This window comes from Vibrio sp. SCSIO 43140, from assembly GCF_023716585.1.
Taxonomy (GTDB): Bacteria; Pseudomonadota; Gammaproteobacteria; order Enterobacterales; family Vibrionaceae; genus Vibrio; species Vibrio maritimus_B.
Genome location: NZ_CP071851.1, coordinates 1,164,841 through 1,181,720, shown reverse-complemented (window position 1 = coordinate 1,181,720; position 16,880 = coordinate 1,164,841). Strand labels below are relative to the sequence as shown.

Genomic DNA, 16,880 nt, shown 5'->3' with positions numbered 1-16,880 from the left:
CTTTCGGAGAGCCTAGTATTAGCAAATCACGAATTAGTATAAGTATGGAAAGTCACTAAGCTCACTGTCTTGCTTTTGCACAAATCTGACATTGATGAATGCCATAAGCTATCGATACAAACATCAATATATTATATTATTGAATTTGTATTTATACTTATTAGGATTTTCTATGTTGATTCACGAATTTTCGAATAAGGACGTTACAGCTGAGCATGTAATTTTAGCTCAAGCAATATTAGCAGGGACTGCTCAAGGCGATAAAAGTAAAGCACAGCGCTTTATGACTTTTGTAAATGAGATTCCCGATGCGCCGACTGTGCCTAGCCTGATTCCACGCTTAAGTAAATTTATAAAGCGATTTAAAGCCAACTGATATTCAGAAAACGTTACACAGGGATGTGTAATTAAGATCACCAATTCCCCCTAACCACTACCTACTTTTAAACTCTATCTGACCCTATGCTCCCTCTTTATCTGGCCATTGTTGTCGGAGGACAGTAGAGTTTGATCAATTTTAAAAACGTTTCTGGACATAAATGCTTTACATCCATTCATTTTTAACATACCTCATACAGCCGTCATTCTCACGAAAGTGAGGATCTCCTACAGAGTGTAGGTGACTGAAAGTATTCGACTCAGTCGCACAAATCAACTCCGCGACGCGCTGAATGAGATCCCCCTTTTTCAAGGGGATGACGGTGATTTTTGGAGGGTGTGAAACACGAATTTGGGCAGTTCTGAGTTAAGTTTATCTACCCCGCCAGCACAGCTTCGAACGTACATGCTCTGCATCCATTCATTTCTAGCATACCCCATATAACCGTCATCCTCACGAAAGTGAGGATCTCCTACAGCGCGTATATAACTGAAAATATTCGACTAAGTCACGTAAATCAGCTTTGCAACGCGCTGAATAAGATCCCCTTTATCAAGCGGAGACGGTGATTCTTGGAGGGTGTGAAACACGAATTTAGGCAGAAACGACTTAGCCCCATCAACAGGCTAAGAATCGGCTAAAAGTGAGGTTAGATACAAGTCGTTGTATAACGCAGCGTAACGACAGTCCATGAGCTTACTTTTTATGTGTACTGAACTACTCGCTGACCAATAAAATATGCAAGTCAGATAGCAAAATGAGACTTCCCAAACGCCACAAAGTAGCAAGTTGGGCTAACCTTACGGTTTGTTATCCTTAACGTTTTTAGTTAACAGCGGAGTTGTTTTGTGAACAGTGGTCCAATCATAGTATCTCCCGGCAGCGGTGTTCAGAGGCTTCAACGAGTTGAGTTGCAAGCTACAGGTGTCTACGACGAAAAATGGTTACAGCGACTTATATTTGCTAACGCTGACCTGTTACTTTTTTACGAAATTGATTCAGATTACGCTGGTGCCGTACCAGTGTGTATGGAGCTCGCCACGAAATCGGGGCGAGTGGACTGCATCTATGTGACGCCTTCGGGTCGATTGGTCATCGTGGAAACTAAACTCTATCGGAACCCTCAATCGCGTAGAGAAGTAATAGGGCAGATACTCGATTACGCTAAAGACTTGATGAATTGGAGCTACAACGATCTCGATACTAAGGTTTGTACTGTTAATGGTGGGCAGTCTCTTTTTGAAGTGGTTAAGTCTGGTGGGCATGAAGTCTTGGAAGCCCCATTCATTGATGCGGTTCAGCGAAACCTCTCGAAAGGTCGTTTCTTATTATTGGTAGTGGGCGATGGTATTCGAGAGGGGGCTTTCGAAATAAAAGACTTTCTTAATGCCAATGCATCTATGGAGTTTTCATTTGCTATGGTTGAGATGCAGATCTTCCATATGCCTGGCGAACAACTGCTGGTGAACCCACAAATCATGCACAAGACTGAAATTACCGAGCGTCGAGTGATTTCGCTTAATCAGATAAGTGGTGAAATTACTGAGAAATTGGATTCCACCAACGAGCAAAATGAAGTAGCGACAAATAAGGGTTCTGGCCAATCCTATGAGTATTGGAGTGCATTGCTTGATTATCTTGAGCTTGAAGATACTAGTGTGAGGCTGCCAACTCCTTCGACTCAGGGGCACCTATGGTTTGAGTTACCTCCAAGGACGTACAATAGTTGGATAACAGCCTACCGCTCTAAGCCCAATGAGGTGGGTGTCTTTGTTCGATTTAGAAATGACACGCTCGGGCGATATTTGTTTGAGTACTTGTTAGATAGGCGAGAATCGTTGATATCACTACTGCCCGAGGGTGCTGAATTTGTGCCGGATGAGCTAAGACTCTCACTCCCCGCAATCACTCTTAACTGGCAAGACGAAGAGTCATGGAAGGAAGCGTTTGATTTTTATCAGTTGCGCTTGAATCAAATCTATTCTGTTGTTAAGCCTATACTGCTGCAAGCGCTCAAAGCGTATGAAAGTTAATTGGGTTTAAGCAAGGGAGAAGAGGTCACATCACAGTGGGTTGAGCGGTTGAGCGGTTGAGTGGTGCTGACACGACGTGGTCTAAAATTGAGTTATTCAAACGGGTCGGCACTCGCTGTGAGGAGATTCCTGCCTGCGCAGGAATGACGACATCTTGGGCTATTTACTGATCAAGTTAGGCTCAGTGGCAAACGGTCTTGTGCCACTAAGCCATTCAATCTACTACTTACCCCCAATACTCAACCTTGCAAACCTAACATCAGGTGCAAAGAAACTGCGGCTATCATTCGCAAGCTGTGTATCCCCAACAGCGTCGATCTCTTTCAACATCTTATAGAAGTTACCCGCTACAGTGATACCGCGAACCGGTTGTAATCGTTTACCATCTCGACACAAGAAGCCGCTAGCGCCAAACGAGAAATCACCGCTGACCACATCAGCGCCAGAGTGCACACCTTGCAGTTCAACCAACTCTAAGTATTCCCCGGCTTTCACTTCAGAGGCGCTACTTTGCCCGATGGCTATGACTTTGTGATTTGTGGAAACATCTAAGCTCGATTTTGCACCGCGCGCCGCGCTAGCCGTTGAGACTGCACCAAGGTAGCTGGCGGTATGGCTGTTGTGGAGTAGGGTACTTAACTGCCCGTTGGCGATTAGGATGTTGTCTTGCGTTGCAAAGCCTTCACTATCAAACGCGGCTATGGCCATGCCGTTTGGCATGTACGCTGCGTCGGTTAGTGTGATTAGCTCGCTGGCAACAGAATGACCAACTTTATTCGCAAGTGGTGTGATGCCTTTCATTGCACTGACACCAGAGAACGCGCTGCCAAATGCGCCAAATAGGCTGCTCAGTGCACCGATATCAAAAATAGCCGAATACTCGCCAGTAGCGACAGGCGCACCATCAAGGAGGTCGCGCGCAAGGTTGTAGCCTTGTTCGATACAGTAGTTAGGATCTAGATCGTCAAAGCGTCGACCAACTGACACTTTACCAGCCATGGATTGTTTGCCATCTTTTTCGAACAAGGTGTATGCGTAGCAACTAAACGAGCGCTCGAAGTGCTGGCAGAGAGTACCTTGAGTGTTAGCAAGAATCAGCTGGCTTTCACCATCCGCATAACCGTTATAAGGAGCGCTTGAAGCATGAGGTAGGTCGAGAACGCCTTTTTCAAGTGCAAGAGACAGAGCGATTTTGTCATCTGCAGACGTTGTGTCTTGTTGCGCGATTTCTGCAATATCGGTGGTGATCTTGCTATTAACACAACTAATCGTTTGGTGCTCATCTTGTTTGGAGAAACGAGCGCTTTGAAGCGCGTTGGTGAGCATCAAATCTAGGCTGGATTCCTCTAATGATTCAGAATAGCTAGTTGCAATACGTGTATCTTTGACAACTCGAACACCAAGTACTTGGCTTGAACTGACTTTGTATTCATCTAGCTGACCTTGGTTGGCTTTAAGTGAGAAACTGTTACTGCGATTGACGATAACGTCGGCTTCTGCACCTTGGCGTTTTGCCTCTGAGAGGACGTAATCAACAGCGCTGAGAAGTTGTTTGTCTTGGCTCATTAGTTTCCGCCTCCCACTAGAATGTTGTCCACTTTTAACGAAGGCTGACCAACCGTTGTTGGTACTGAACCACTAACAGAGCCACACATACCTGGTGCCAGCGCCATGTCTTTACCTACCATGCTGATCTCTTTGAGTACTTTAGGACCAGTACTGATAAGGGTCGCGGTTTTAAGCGGTTTAGTGATTTTGCCGTTCTCCACCAAGTACGCTTCGCGAACCGCGAAGTTGAACTCTCCAGTACCTGGCTGAACCGAGCCGCCGCCCATTTTTTTAGCATAAATGCCGCGTTCTACGCCTGCTAGCATATCGTCTAGAGAGTGTTCACCTGCTTCAATAAAGGTGTTTCTCATGCGCGACGTTGGCGCAAACTTGTAGTTTTGGCGACGTCCAGAGCCCGTTGGCTCAAAGCCGGTTTTCATGCCGCCCATTTTATCAACCATAAAGCTAGTGAGCTGGCCGTCTTTGATTAATTGAGTACGCTGCGTTGGCATGCCTTCATCATCGACATGGATAGAGCCCCACTCATTGGTCATCGTGCCATCATCAACGGCGCTTACCGCGTTATGCGCAATCATTTCTCCCATTTTGTCATGGAATACTGATGCTTTTTTGGCGACAGAGGTGGTCTCGAGTAAGTGCCCACAGGCTTCGTGGAAGATAACGCCACCAAATCCATTACCAATAATGACGGGCATTTCACCAGATGGACAGGCATCAGCACCAAGTTTGACTAATGCTTGTTGGGCGATGGTCTGGCCGAGTTCTTTGGCATCTAACTGCTCACTAAACTCCCAGCCTGCTAGTGCGCCTGGACCTTCCATACCAGAGGATTGCTCATTACCTTTTTGAGCAACGGAGTTCCCCGACACGCGGATGTAATGACGCGTATCGTCAACGTGCAAGCCCTCTGAGTTGAAGATCGATACGTGCTGCTCTCGCTGCAGAACGCTACCGATAAATTGCGTGATGTATTCACTTTCAGCGCGAACTGCTGCATCGGTTTTTAGTAGAAACGCAATTTTTGAGTCCAAGTTGGCGTCTTTGCTCAGTGGCAAGCGGCACCCGTGTTGAACTGGGTAGCGGTTTAGATTCAAAGCGCCCGCTGTTGCGATTTGCTCTCTCTTGTCTTTTGCTGCGAGTAGTGACGTTACGCGCTTTAGTTCAGCTTCATCAGTGTTATTGGTGTAGCCGTACAACACTTTGTGACCAAAGAAGAGACGAATACCAATACCGAAATCGATACCAGAGTTCACTTTATCGACTTCGCCAGACGCGATCTGGACAGAATTGGTTTGATGGTGTTCGACGAAAAGCTCTGCGAAATCAGCGCCGAGAAAGAGGGCGTGATCGATGACTGCTTTCGCTGTATCAGAATTTAACATGAAGTCTCCTTGTTCATAGAAGGTCCAAGTGATCCCTAAAAAATAGGAATTTCAAAATGTTATATCAAGCTGGATGAGCAAGCCACTGACTTGGTTCTAGAGTGAAATCAGTGAAAGATGCGGTAAACGAAGATGGTGTCGGGCTGCACGCATAAACACCAAATTTTACTGATGACTTAGTCGGCATTGGTGGGTTGCATTTACCCATTTCTGGCGTTGTTTCTCCTAGCTTATGAAGATGAAAAATACGCATTTGTTTGAAATGTACGCCATCGAGCGAGGATTCGATTAAAAAATCAGGACCACGTCGGCTTAAACGGTACCAGATCTCACTAGGGAGCGGGATATCTGTTGTCGCCCAGTCAGAATAACCAAGGTTGGTCACAACACTGCCGAGTCGGGAAAATGACTCGTTTTCGTATTCGATGGATGCTTTGAACCAGTTGTCACTATCCAAATAGATAATCAGTCCACATTGATCAAACTGAGACTGATACTGAAAGCTTACTTTTGTGGTGAATGAGAAGTTATCACTAGACTCAAGCAATAATGCTGGGGCGTTGTCGTTCCTAAAGCCATAATATGAGCGTTGCCAGAAGTCTGTTTCCGGCTCTGTTGTAATCGACACAGACGTCTCCGTCACTTGACTGGTTTCGGGTTCAAAAATCCATGTGCCTTTGGTGAAATCAACCATTTAGGGTATCTCGCTCTTGGAAAAAACTTTGAATAGGTAGGGGGGGTGGTGATATTTCTGTTTCCCTTAGAGTCCATGATGGTCTCTTTTTCTTGCTCCTTCAAGCGATTAGAGCAATAAATTCAACCAGCACGAGTGTGCGCGAGAAATAGAGAAAGTAGCGTGATTATCGTTAGAGATGAATCTGTTTGTGATAAAGCTTCGTAAACCAGACAAACCAATTAAACGGAGTTAACTATGTTCTCATTCTTAAAACGAGAACCAGCAAGAAAACTAAAGAAACGACACTCAATGTTGCTAGAGCAAGCGATGCGTGCTCAGAGAAATGGCGATATCAGAATGTACTCTAAACTCACAGCCGAGGCAGAGGAGCTCTTTGTTCATATCAAAAAGCTCTCTGCTGACGACTCTCAGTAGCTTAAGACTTAATCTTTAAGAATTAAGCAGGTCTACTTAGATACCTTTCTGATACTGTTGGTTTCTTGTCGGCGCGATCAGTGCTGTGACACCGCTCGATGGGTCATCTCCTTTCCGAAGCAACTCCGCTTGGAATGCATTGATGATATCTAGCTTACTACCTGATACTTTGGTTTCGGTTTGGATGTCTCGTAGGTCAATAAATACATCCGTGATGAGGTCGCGATGATCATTAAGGACATCAAGGTTTAACGTGTTCAAGTCACTATAAATAGAGTTGTGTGAGCCTCTCTGCTTTTGAACGACGTATGGATTGTCTTTTAGATTGATGATAGAGGTGCGCTTGTCACAGCGTCTCAAGCAACCCTTGTTGACCTTGATCTTTTTACAGCCTTCAGTTTGCTGGAACAAGCACTGACGGCTAGTCAAAAGTGTATTTGGATGGTACACGCTGTAGAAGGTACGCATTTGATTAGGTCTGCGAATGTAGCGAAGCTGTTTGTTGCTTAACTCATTAGACAAAAATGCGCCAGCTGCCGAGTACTCTTCTTCGAGACACTTGAGTGTGTATGAGTTCGTGGTGTTCATTTGTGGACCTGCGATCCATTTCAATCCATTGCTTTGCGCATAGAAGCCCACACCAGAGTTGTTGGTGATGAGTAAAGAGGGCTTGATAGTCTCGAGAAACACCTTCGCCGCTTCATAATCGTCGCCGATCAAAATGGCAGGGAACCATGGTTTTAATCTCGGGTTACTCTCAAACAGAGCAATCATCGCAGGCAGCTCTGCTTTTAGCCCCATAGGGAGCTGAAAGTAAACATCGACATTGTCTTCAAGCGCGAGTGCCACATCTTCTTGCTCTGAAATCAATACAGAAAGAGGCTTGGTCTCGGTTAGCTCAGGGTTACTAGGAAGCGTTGCCAGTTTTGGCGCTTCGATGGCTCCCTTTAAGCTGGCTTTCGGGCGATCTGAGTTGATGTCCATCTTGGCGATCTCGGCATCAACATGTTGGATAATATCGGTTTTCTTGTCGTACAGACGCTTTTTGACGCTTTTAACATCATCGGTACTAGTGCATTGATAGACCTTTGAGAAATGCGTGACGGCATTATCTCTTGGATTATCAATGTACATACTTTTGCCAAAATCCCCTTTCAGAAACGCGTTTGAAAAATCGCGGTTAAACACTGTGTAGAGTTCAGTTGTGTCTTGCGATAGCGTTTCACCGTCACACAGTCGATCAATCTGCTTACGCCAGTTGTCGACGACTGTGTAAACGTAATGTGGCTTTTTGATTCGACCTTCCACCTTCAGTGAGTACACGCCAGCATCGGCAAGCGCTTGTAGATCACCAAATGCGGAGTTGTCTTTGAGGTTTAGCGGGTAGTCATAACCCTGTTTAGTGGTTTGATACTGTTCTCGGCATGGTTGGCTGCATCGACCGCGGTTACCTGAGGCGCCATTGCGAGCAGAGCTGATATAGCAAAGACCAGAAAAACCGATGCAGTAGGAACCATGAACGAACACTTCCATCAACACGTCATGTTGATGACCAAAGTGTGCGAGATGAGCAATTTCATCGATGTTCAACTCTCGGGATAAATTGACGCGACTCGCGGTCATCTTCTTGAGGTACTCAATTTGCCCTGTGTTGTGGGTATTCAACTGAGTTGATGCGTGAACATCTAATGTAGGGAAATGATGCTTTAGAAGATAGGCTAAGCCAAGATCCTGAACGATAACGCCATCGATGTCTGTATCGACTAACTGGGCGAGAAGCCTCATTACTGCAGCAATTTCACTCTCGAGAATGAGGACGTTAAGGGTAAGGAAAACTTGGCATTGATTGGCGTGAGCCAGTTCGAGAACGCCATTTAAGTTATCTAGTGTCAGGTTAGCGGCGCGATTACGCGCGTTAAAACGATCCAGTCCACAGTAAACCGCATCAGCACCCGCTGCAATTGCTGCTTTGATTGATTCTACGTCACCGCCCGGTGCTAATAACTCAAACTGATCTCGTGTCACGACCATACCCCTAAAAAAAGTGAGGGCGCAGTGTACAGGAATTAGTGACGAATTTCGTTAGTTAATTAGAGGTAGTTGTGGACGAAAGTAGGAAGGAACATGAAGTGGTGTAAAAAACGAGAAAAGGTGGCATCTGCCACCTTTTCGTTAAAGTAAAGCTCAATTACTGCATTTCTTTCATTGCAGAGACCACTGACGGGTCGTTAAGTAGGTTGAACAGTAAGCTTTTTGCTGAAGAACGCTGAGAGTCAGAAAGCTTCTTCGTTGGGTTTTCACGCGTTTGCGTTAGGATGTTTTTGACGAACCGACTGTTGGTACCAGACAACTCATACACAAAACGAAGCGTATCCATCAGTTCATCTTGAGGTAGGCTGTATACTGCCATCTCGCAGCTCAGTCCATCCATAGCGAGTAGGTTATTTACGACCTCGCGTCGCTCAGCATTAAACTTTTCTTTGGCAATGTAGCCGTCGATCAACGCTTGTACACGGTCTGCGATAGCAACAGGTACTTCCATGGTTTTTGTTTCGTAAGTCATCGCTGATTCTACTCCTTCGACTGGGATGTTTTTATCGTCACTGACTAGGCATGAAAAGTGAGTCGATGCCAAAATGTTCAGTCTTGTGACATTGTTTGCCTTACCACTACTAGTCAGGCTTTTCATTTGTTCATAATGACAGAAAAACATTTCGAATAGTAGGGCAACTCGGGGCTCGCGTTCTATTTGATAGATTCTTAAGCAATTTTGAACTCGCGGAGAGAGTAAATCCGTACCACACTTTTATTATCGTTAATGTGGAGTTTGGAAAGATGGAACGACGCGATTTCCTGGCATTGTGCTCTGTGTTTGTTGCTAGTCCAGTACTGGCAAACACAAAACTACAAAAAACGCCGCCTCAGGCAGAAGGTCCCTTTTACCCAGTGACGACTATTCCCGTTCGGCCAGACCTGATTATTGAGAGCGATGAAGTCGAAGGTGAGAGCATGAATTTGGTTGGGAGAGTCGTAGACACTAAAGGCAATCCAATTTCTGGTGTGAGAGTTGAAATCTGGCAGTGCGATGGGAGAGGTGTCTATGACCATCCACGGCAACCTAACGTTGAGAGATTCGATAAAAACTTCGCAGGCTTTGGCGCGCTTCAAAGTGATGAAAGAGGGCAGGTACAGTTTAGGACTCTATTTCCAGTCCCCTACACAGGTAGGCCACCGCACATACATGTAAAGCTTTGGCAGAATCAACGAGAGTTGTTGACGACGCAACTTTACCTCAAAGGCAAGACAGGTAACGAGTGGTGGGGTGGTAGCGAGCGAGATTTACTGCAAATGGATGTAAACAAAGATGGCAAAGAAGAGTGGACAACGCAGTTCCAGTTCGTGGTCTGACGTTGCCCATCTATTTCGCACTTATGCGCCGCTCTGTACGGGTTGATAACGCCCGGGCTTGTGGTTCATCGCCAAGATCAGATTGGTTGCGATAGCACCCAATACAGAGAGTGCGATTAGATAGATATCGACAACAAACAGAGAAAGTACAACGATGGCGCAATCCAGTGCCATTTGCACTTTGCCTGCACGGATACCGAATCGCTCTTGTAAGAACAGCGCCAGAATATTGAACCCACCTAGGCTCATCTTATGTCGAAAGATCACAAGCATGCCCATACCAATTAACCCACCACCGATTAACGCGGCGTAAATAGGCTCGATGTGCGAGATCTGAATGACGTGGTGCAAGTGGTCCACAGCGAAAGAGACGATACTAACCGCAATAAAGGTGTTGATGGTGAACTGCCATCCCATGCGGGTGACTGACAAAATATAGAAAGGCAGGTTTAATGCAAAAAATACCTGTCCGAAGCTAAGCGTGGTGACCTTAGTGATAAACAGAGCAAGACCGGCTGTTCCGCCTGTTAACAAGCCAACCTGATTAAAGAAGATAACACCTAGAGATACCAAAGCACTCCCGAGCGTTAGGGCGAGCAAATTCTCGCGCAGGCTATGATCTTTATCCATAAAGAAAATTCCAATTTATAGACGCCAAAAGGGGCGTGTTGTTACAAGTGATTGGCGGCGATGTTAGCCTTCTATGGATACTTATGTCGATAACGTGGCGAATTTTCGATTTTTAATGAGTGTTTCGTTAGATTTACACATGAGGTGGCTAACGAGGCCGTTTTAGCCTCGTCTAGCTTGTACTTCCATACTGCGAAGAATGTAATCTGTCATCCATGCGGTTGCCAATAAACACATCCATACGACAACAACTTGATGGGGCACTTCGACTTTTGACCATACTACCAAGGTTGCAAAGCCAACCGCTGGGACTGTCCAATAGATGAGTTTGTTCCAGCGAAAACCCTTGAGGTCAGATAGGCTTTCGAGGGAGGCAATAATACCAGTGATGGAGAGAGCGACGACGATGGTATAAGCCTGATCGGTAAACCATAGCGGTAAAATGAGTGCCAATACCCACCAATTTTGCTTGCGAGAAGTGTTCTTGCGTCTCGCCGCACACCAGATGACACAAATAGAGATCATTTGAACCAGAGTAATCAATGGCGAGCCATCGAGTGTTCCGAGTATCTGACTGACCATGATTCCCGCTTGCAAGGCACTAACGATGGCTGCGGTAATGATTCGAACGTTGCGATTACTGCGTTTTGAGAACGCGACGAAGAGCAGTGGGAACAGTGTCCATTGTGTCACAGATAGAGATATGGATTGATGAGGTAGCGTGAGCCCGTAACAGAGCATTCCAGCAAGAAGTACAAGTCCACTGGCACCTTTACGAGGCAGTATCCATAGCGCTGGAATGACTAATGCGAGAACAGAGATATCACCATCACTAACACCAATCGCTTTAGCGCAGGTGATGGCGAGTAAAGTGGTGATGACAAAATGCAAAGTAGAAAACATCAGAACCCTCTTATTTTAAAGAAGTGAAATCCTTAGTCACAGAAACAGAGCTTTTCGTTTGAATGTAAAACGTAAAAAGGACCTAACCCGAAGGTTAGGTCCATAAAGTAGCGTTAGATCGAGAGTGCTGAGTAAAGCACACCAAGCGTACCAAGAGTGAAGATAATCAGTACCGCTTTGCTCGACATCTCGCCGTTGTTCTCCGTCGCTTTACCAAAAAGACCAAATACCAACGGATGCACTAAGAATGGTGTCGCGAAGATGAAGGTGATCATGCTTGCCGCACTATCGCCAAACATTCCACCTTGTGTTGCCGCGAACAAGCCGAAGTGAGACAGACCAGAAGCTGCCGCCATCGATGCGTGTTCAATAGGCATACCAGCGAAGTGTAGAATCGTGAAGCTTCCGAATACCGCAACAATTTGCCAGCCAAACGAGAACTGCATCAGACCTTTTACTTCAACTGCATGGTCACCATTTGCTTTGCGAAGGTTCTTGGTTGCAAGGTACACACAAGCCAAGCCTGCAAGCACGAGAGGCAGTGTCCAACCAACAAGCAATGCGCCACGCTCTGCACTTGCCGCAAGGATAGTAAATACAAAGATATGACCAAGGAATGGAATGTTGATCATGATTGGAGCGCGCGCTGCTGCCGTGTAGCCGAAGTCGCCAGCAGTACATGCACCTGTTAAGCCTGAGTGAGATAAACCACCTGCCATACCTGGTGCTAGGTTACGAACGTGGTTCGCTTTCGCTAGGAAGATAAGGATAGTTAGGCCACCAAACATCCAGAACATTTGACCTGCAAAACCATAAACGATAACGCTTTGTAGACCCGGAATGCTAAACGCTTCAAGCATGTGAGAACCACCAACCAAGAAAGTACCGGTTAATAGTACTGGGATACCAGCGAACAGCAGTGAGTTCAGTGTAGGACCCGCTTTCCAATGTGGAAGCAACATACCTAAGCCAGATGAAATGATCATAGCAAAGAAGATTTGCGGCAAACCAATCACACTAGCAACTAGATGAGAGAGTCTTAGCGACAACATCATAATGATGACGATAGTCAGAACCTCGACGACGCCCTTAAAGAGGTAAGTACGCATCTTGGCTACTTCTTTTTTGCTATCGACGAAGATAATAGCAACGCCTATACATAGGTACGCCATCGCGAGATACGATTCACCCATTGGGTGAGAAGCACTGCGACCTGTCAGCAATGCAGAGATCATCTCGATACCCATTAGCAAAACAAATGCGCGAATGATGTATACGAATTGAGTACTCGTGGTGCCAAAGAAAACTTCATTCTTGGCAGGAACAGCTAACACATCAACGTGACCCGTCTCCTTTGAAAGCAGGCGACGGATTTCTTGTCCACCGACAAAGAATGTTGCGATCAAGGCAATGACGGTCGTTTGGCTTAAAAGCACGATAGCTGGGAACTCTTGAAGTCCCGGGGTAGCAAGACCTGTTTTTACAAACAAGGTACCCATAAGCAGACCAAGTACAACGATAACTAAAACCGCTGAGTACTTAGTATTAGCGACGATGGTTCTTGAAAGCAGAACCATGATGACAACAGCCACCATTGAAAATAATAAATGATTAAAAGAAATCAGATACGAAAAGTGTTCCATTAATTACACCAGATAAGTCTTTGAAAATGGCGACATTAGCGAGCCATAAATTTATGGCGGCGATCCTATAAGAATTCACTGGTGTGATGTACTTCAAAAATGTAACGGTTGAAACATTTAATCATACAAATGAATGTGAGGTCGGTTTTTATTGTTTGTGGTTATCTGTAATGTTTTATTAAAATCATTAAAAAACAGATGGTTATGGATATTGGTAAACTTACGTGCTTTTGGGGACTTCTGTTTTTTCGAGGTTTTTGCTCGATATAACGGTTGAATGCGAAGTCGAGTGCATACCTTCGTTTGACGTCGATAGATTAGCATCTCACAATGATGTAAAGCATTAATATATGGAGAGCTATGAACTTTCTTGCACACTTACACATCGCAGAGCATTGCAGTAGTAGCTTACTAGGCAACTTATTGGGAGACTTTGTCAAAGGTGACCCAACAAAGCACTATCAAGACGATATTGCCCAAGGTATCATGCTGCATCGATTTGTTGACTCCTACACAGACAACCATCTCATTATGAAGCAGTGTAAAACCTTGTTCGACTCTGACTTAAAACGGTTCGCCCCGATTGCGATGGATATGTTTTGGGATCACTGCCTTGCAAAACACTGGTCTCGATTTCATCACCAGTCTCTCACTCGGTTTGTTGATAATGCAGAAGCAACCATTAAGCGGACATCTGCACCATTACCTGATCGATTTGTTCGAATGAGTACACACATGTGGCAAGGGCGTTGGCTAGAGTCGTATCAAGAGTTCGATAACATCAAGTATGCGTTGGAGCGTATGTCCCTGCGCAGCATGCGTATGGCACCATTGGCAGAGTGTGGTGAACAGCTTGAAATGCACTATCCAGAATTTTCAGAGTTTTTCAATCAGTTGTACCCTGAGGTGTTAGAGCAGGCAAAACAACAAACTCGCAAGTAGTTAGGCGAGAATAGCATTAACCTAGCGCTTGGTTTCTGTTACACTCGCGACCCTTTTTGAATACACCCTGTTGGCGACGTTATGACAGACAAGACTCTACTCGATACTGCCGGTGAGCAGTCCTCTTTTGATGCTTTTGCATTTAGCGATACGTTAAAGCAAAACCTTGTTGACCTAAACTACACGTCACCGACACCGATTCAGGAAAAAGCCATTCCCTTTGTATTGGACGGCAAAGACATACTTGCAGGTGCACAAACAGGCACGGGTAAGACCGCAGCGTTTGGATTGCCATTGATTCAGCAGTTGCTGGATGAGCCTAAAGCGAGAGAGCCAGAGAGTAAGGTAATCCGTTCATTGATACTCACGCCAACGCGTGAACTGGCTCAACAGGTTTTTGATAGTCTGGTTCAGCTCACCAAATCAACTGATTTAAAAGTGGTTGTCGCATATGGTGGCACTAGCATCGGTGTGCAGACTAAGAATCTTCGTGGTGGTGCCGACATTCTAGTGGCAACACCGGGTCGTCTCCTTGACCATCAGCACACTCGTAACTTGACGCTCGCCGAGTGTGAATACCTAGTGCTAGACGAAGCTGACCGCATGTTAGACATGGGCTTTATGCCGGACCTTAACCGTATCCTAAAACGGTTACCAAAAGAGCGTCAAAACATGATGTTTTCGGCGACCTTTGAGCAGCGGATTAAAGCGCTTGCGCATCGTATTATGAATCAGCCAGTAGAGGTCCAAGTTACGCCAGCGAACTCGACGGCAGATACCGTAAAACAGATGGTTTACCCCGTTGATAAGAAGCGTAAGCACGAACTGCTTGCCTACTTGATTGGCTCCCGTAACTGGCAGCAGGTTCTTGTGTTCACAAAAACCAAGCAAGGCAGTGATGCACTTGCTAAAGAGCTCAAGTTAGATGGCATTAAAGCGGTATCTATCAATGGCGATAAGAGTCAGGGCGCACGTCAAAAAGCGCTAGACGATTTTAAGTCTGGTGCAGTGAGAGCGTTGATCGCAACCGATGTCGCTGCGCGTGGTTTGGATATCCAACAGCTAGAGCAGGTCGTGAACTACGACTTACCGTATAAAGCGGAAGATTACATACACCGTATTGGTCGTACAGGACGCGCAGGGCAGGCAGGTCTTGCCGTTTCGCTGATGAGCCACGATGAACAATACTTGTTAGAGGCGATAGAGCGTTTGCTCGACAATCGCTTACCTCAAGAATGGCTAGCAGGGTTTGAACCAAGCCCAGAGTCGGAAATAGATCCTGATAGAGCACCACGCCGAAAAGGTCGAGGCGCAGATAAGCGTAAGATGAAGGCGAAACTAAAGATACACGCTAATCGCGGTAAGAAACGCTAAAAAAACCAACTGAAAAAGACAAGCTGAGGCCTGTCTTTTTTAGTTTTTACACTCTGCCAATGGAATTTTTTGTCTCATACAATCAGTCTTTTAATGAGAATGACTATCACTTGTTAATTTGTGGTTACAATTGTTAACTAGCCATTAAGGGGTAGGCTTGGTTAATATTTGTGCAACCAAGGAGGAGTGTATGAGACGATTTGAGAACATACTATTTGCTACCCAAGGTTTACCGGGGCACAGTGATGCACTGGCGCAGGCGATTATGCTGGCGGCCAACAATCGCGTTCCAGTTAAGGGGTTGATTGCCAGTCCCACCTTTCCAGATGATCTCTCCGAGTATCAGCATGCCTATGAGAGCTCGTTGCAAGATTCTCTTAACCAAAGCGTGATTAAAACCAAAAATGACGTTGGTCTGTCAGATGATGTGGTGCTTTTTCCGATTGAGGTTCAAAGTAGCGAACAGCCCGCGGTTTGCATCATTAGGCATGTTCTCAACAACCACAACGACTTAGTCATCAAAGAAGCGGAACCAATCACCGATGGTGGCGATGGTTTCAAAGCGATCGACATGACGTTGCTGCGTAAATGTCCAAGCCCCGTGTGGCTTCATAGACCTACCTCCAAGCCTAAACAAAAACGACGAGTCGCGGTTGCGATTGACCCTGTCGCTTCGACGCAGGAACAACATGCCTTAGCCCTGCGACTGTTAGAACTATCGCGTTCGATCGCGGATAGTTGCGACAGTAGGCTTCATGTTATTTCGTGCTGGCAACACTACATGGAAAACTACATAGACAGAAATACCTGGATCAAGATCGAGCATGAAGATGTGGCGAAAGAAGTTGAAGAAGAGAGAGTTCGACATGAAGAAGCCCTTCAAGCTTTGATTGATGAATCGGGAACAAAAGGAAGTATTGTCATCCACCATCTTCACGGAAAAGCGGATGATCAGATTCCAACGTGTGTAAGAGAGCGTGATGTAGACGTGTTAGTGATGGGAACCGTCGCTCGAACGGGCATATCTGGATTTGTGATCGGCAATACAGCAGAAAATGTACTTCAATCGATTCATTGCTCGTTGGTCGCACTCAAGCCGCAGGGCTTCAAAACACCAATAGCAAGCTGAAACAAAGCAAACAGAACTGGAAAAACTGGGGAGAACTGAGTTAATCAAGCGTAACGATACTGACTTGGCAACACAATTTTGTGAGTAATCACAGGAGGATATCATGAAGCACTACTGTCCACATTGTAATACTGAACTGATAGAACGCCACCAAACACACGTTTGCCCACGACATGATATTGGCGATTGTACCTATAACGCGCTAGAGCTGTTAGAGCAGCAAAATGAAGGTGTGAAAACCTTGATTGCTCATCATCCAGACACACTTGCCTCCCGACCTACCGACAGAGTCTTCTGACCTCATCTGCATCAGTTAATTGCTGACTGCAAAATACTGATAACCAGTGCACCGAGATAGTTAGTGAGCCGCAGAGCTC

At 45.7% G+C, this 16,880-nt stretch carries 16 protein-coding genes; 8 read left to right on the top strand and 8 right to left on the bottom strand.

Going from position 1 to position 16,880, the window contains the following annotated elements; all coding sequences use genetic code 11:
* Window positions 1-172: 172 nt before the first annotated feature.
* Entirely contained in the window at window positions 173-376 is a 204-nt protein-coding gene (locus J4N45_RS23810) for a pyrophosphatase (RefSeq protein WP_252014866.1), read from the top strand.
* A gap of 851 nt (window positions 377-1,227) precedes the next feature.
* Window positions 1,228-2,412 carry a hypothetical protein gene (locus J4N45_RS23805; protein WP_252014864.1) on the top strand — a complete coding sequence of 395 codons (1,185 nt, stop codon included), beginning with the start codon at window positions 1,228-1,230 and terminating at the stop codon, window positions 2,410-2,412.
* A 222-nt stretch (window positions 2,413-2,634) separates the two neighbouring features.
* On the opposite strand, the gene J4N45_RS23800 is transcribed toward J4N45_RS23805, so the two are convergent.
* The 3 genes from J4N45_RS23800 to J4N45_RS23790 form a co-directional block, all read right to left on the bottom strand.
* On the bottom strand, window positions 2,635-3,978 hold the full coding sequence (locus J4N45_RS23800) for a TldD/PmbA family protein (RefSeq protein ID WP_252014862.1): 1,344 nt from the start codon (window positions 3,976-3,978) through the stop codon (window positions 2,635-2,637).
* Window positions 3,978-5,363, bottom strand: coding sequence for a TldD/PmbA family protein (locus J4N45_RS23795; RefSeq protein ID WP_252014860.1), 1,386 nt, complete (start codon window positions 5,361-5,363; stop codon window positions 3,978-3,980). The genes J4N45_RS23800 and J4N45_RS23795 overlap by 1 nt, the downstream gene beginning before the upstream one ends.
* A 64-nt stretch (window positions 5,364-5,427) precedes the next feature.
* Window positions 5,428-6,057: a DUF1349 domain-containing protein gene (locus J4N45_RS23790; RefSeq protein ID WP_252014859.1), complete on the bottom strand. Its 630-nt coding sequence runs from the start codon at window positions 6,055-6,057 to the stop codon at window positions 5,428-5,430.
* Window positions 6,058-6,294: 237 nt separating this feature from the next.
* On the opposite strand from J4N45_RS23790, the gene J4N45_RS23785 reads away from it, so the two are divergent.
* Window positions 6,295-6,474 (top strand): DUF6435 family protein, encoded by a 180-nt coding sequence (locus tag J4N45_RS23785; RefSeq protein ID WP_252014857.1) that lies wholly within the window; start codon window positions 6,295-6,297, stop codon window positions 6,472-6,474.
* 36 nt (window positions 6,475-6,510) lie between these two features.
* Here the strand turns inward: J4N45_RS23785 and J4N45_RS23780 are convergent, their stop codons facing one another.
* Window positions 6,511-8,499, bottom strand: coding sequence for a U32 family peptidase (locus tag J4N45_RS23780; RefSeq protein ID WP_252014855.1), 1,989 nt, complete (start codon window positions 8,497-8,499; stop codon window positions 6,511-6,513).
* A 163-nt stretch (window positions 8,500-8,662) separates the two neighbouring features.
* Window positions 8,663-9,037: a hypothetical protein gene (locus J4N45_RS23775; RefSeq protein WP_234497839.1), complete on the bottom strand. Its 375-nt coding sequence runs from the start codon at window positions 9,035-9,037 to the stop codon at window positions 8,663-8,665.
* 272 nt (window positions 9,038-9,309) lie between these two features.
* Between J4N45_RS23775 and J4N45_RS23770 the strand changes: the two genes are divergently transcribed.
* Complete coding sequence (locus J4N45_RS23770) at window positions 9,310-9,882, top strand: dioxygenase family protein (RefSeq protein ID WP_252014853.1); 573 nt, start codon at window positions 9,310-9,312, stop codon at window positions 9,880-9,882.
* Between the two features lie 21 nt (window positions 9,883-9,903).
* Here J4N45_RS23770 and J4N45_RS23765 read toward each other — a convergent pair whose 3' ends face one another.
* From J4N45_RS23765 to J4N45_RS23755, 3 genes are all read right to left on the bottom strand, one after another.
* Window positions 9,904-10,512, bottom strand: a complete 609-nt coding sequence (locus J4N45_RS23765; RefSeq protein WP_252014852.1) for a DUF6198 family protein — start codon at window positions 10,510-10,512, stop codon at window positions 9,904-9,906.
* Window positions 10,513-10,674: 162 nt separating this feature from the next.
* Window positions 10,675-11,418 (bottom strand): VP0952 family biofilm-associated protein, encoded by a 744-nt coding sequence (locus tag J4N45_RS23760; protein WP_252017235.1) that lies wholly within the window; start codon window positions 11,416-11,418, stop codon window positions 10,675-10,677.
* Window positions 11,419-11,528: 110 nt separating this feature from the next.
* A complete protein-coding gene (locus tag J4N45_RS23755) occupies window positions 11,529-13,058 on the bottom strand; it encodes a hypothetical protein (protein ID WP_252014850.1) in 1,530 nt (509 codons plus the stop codon).
* A gap of 360 nt (window positions 13,059-13,418) precedes the next feature.
* Here J4N45_RS23755 and J4N45_RS23750 point away from each other — a divergent pair, with 360 nt between their 5' ends.
* The 4 genes from J4N45_RS23750 (at window position 13,419) to J4N45_RS23735 (ending at window position 16,801) form a co-directional block, all read left to right on the top strand.
* On the top strand, window positions 13,419-14,000 hold the full coding sequence (locus J4N45_RS23750; protein ID WP_252014848.1) for an acyl carrier protein phosphodiesterase: 582 nt from the start codon (window positions 13,419-13,421) through the stop codon (window positions 13,998-14,000).
* Between the two features lie 81 nt (window positions 14,001-14,081).
* Window positions 14,082-15,374 carry a DEAD/DEAH box helicase gene (locus tag J4N45_RS23745; protein WP_252014846.1) on the top strand — a complete coding sequence of 431 codons (1,293 nt, stop codon included), beginning with the start codon at window positions 14,082-14,084 and terminating at the stop codon, window positions 15,372-15,374.
* 190 nt (window positions 15,375-15,564) lie between these two features.
* The gene (locus J4N45_RS23740; protein ID WP_252014844.1) at window positions 15,565-16,503 is read left to right on the top strand and encodes a universal stress protein; all 939 of its coding nucleotides are present in this window, start codon (window positions 15,565-15,567) and stop codon (window positions 16,501-16,503) included.
* 103 nt (window positions 16,504-16,606) lie between these two features.
* Window positions 16,607-16,801 carry a hypothetical protein gene (locus J4N45_RS23735; RefSeq protein ID WP_252014842.1) on the top strand — a complete coding sequence of 65 codons (195 nt, stop codon included), beginning with the start codon at window positions 16,607-16,609 and terminating at the stop codon, window positions 16,799-16,801.
* The last annotated feature ends 79 nt before the right edge of the window (window positions 16,802-16,880 follow it).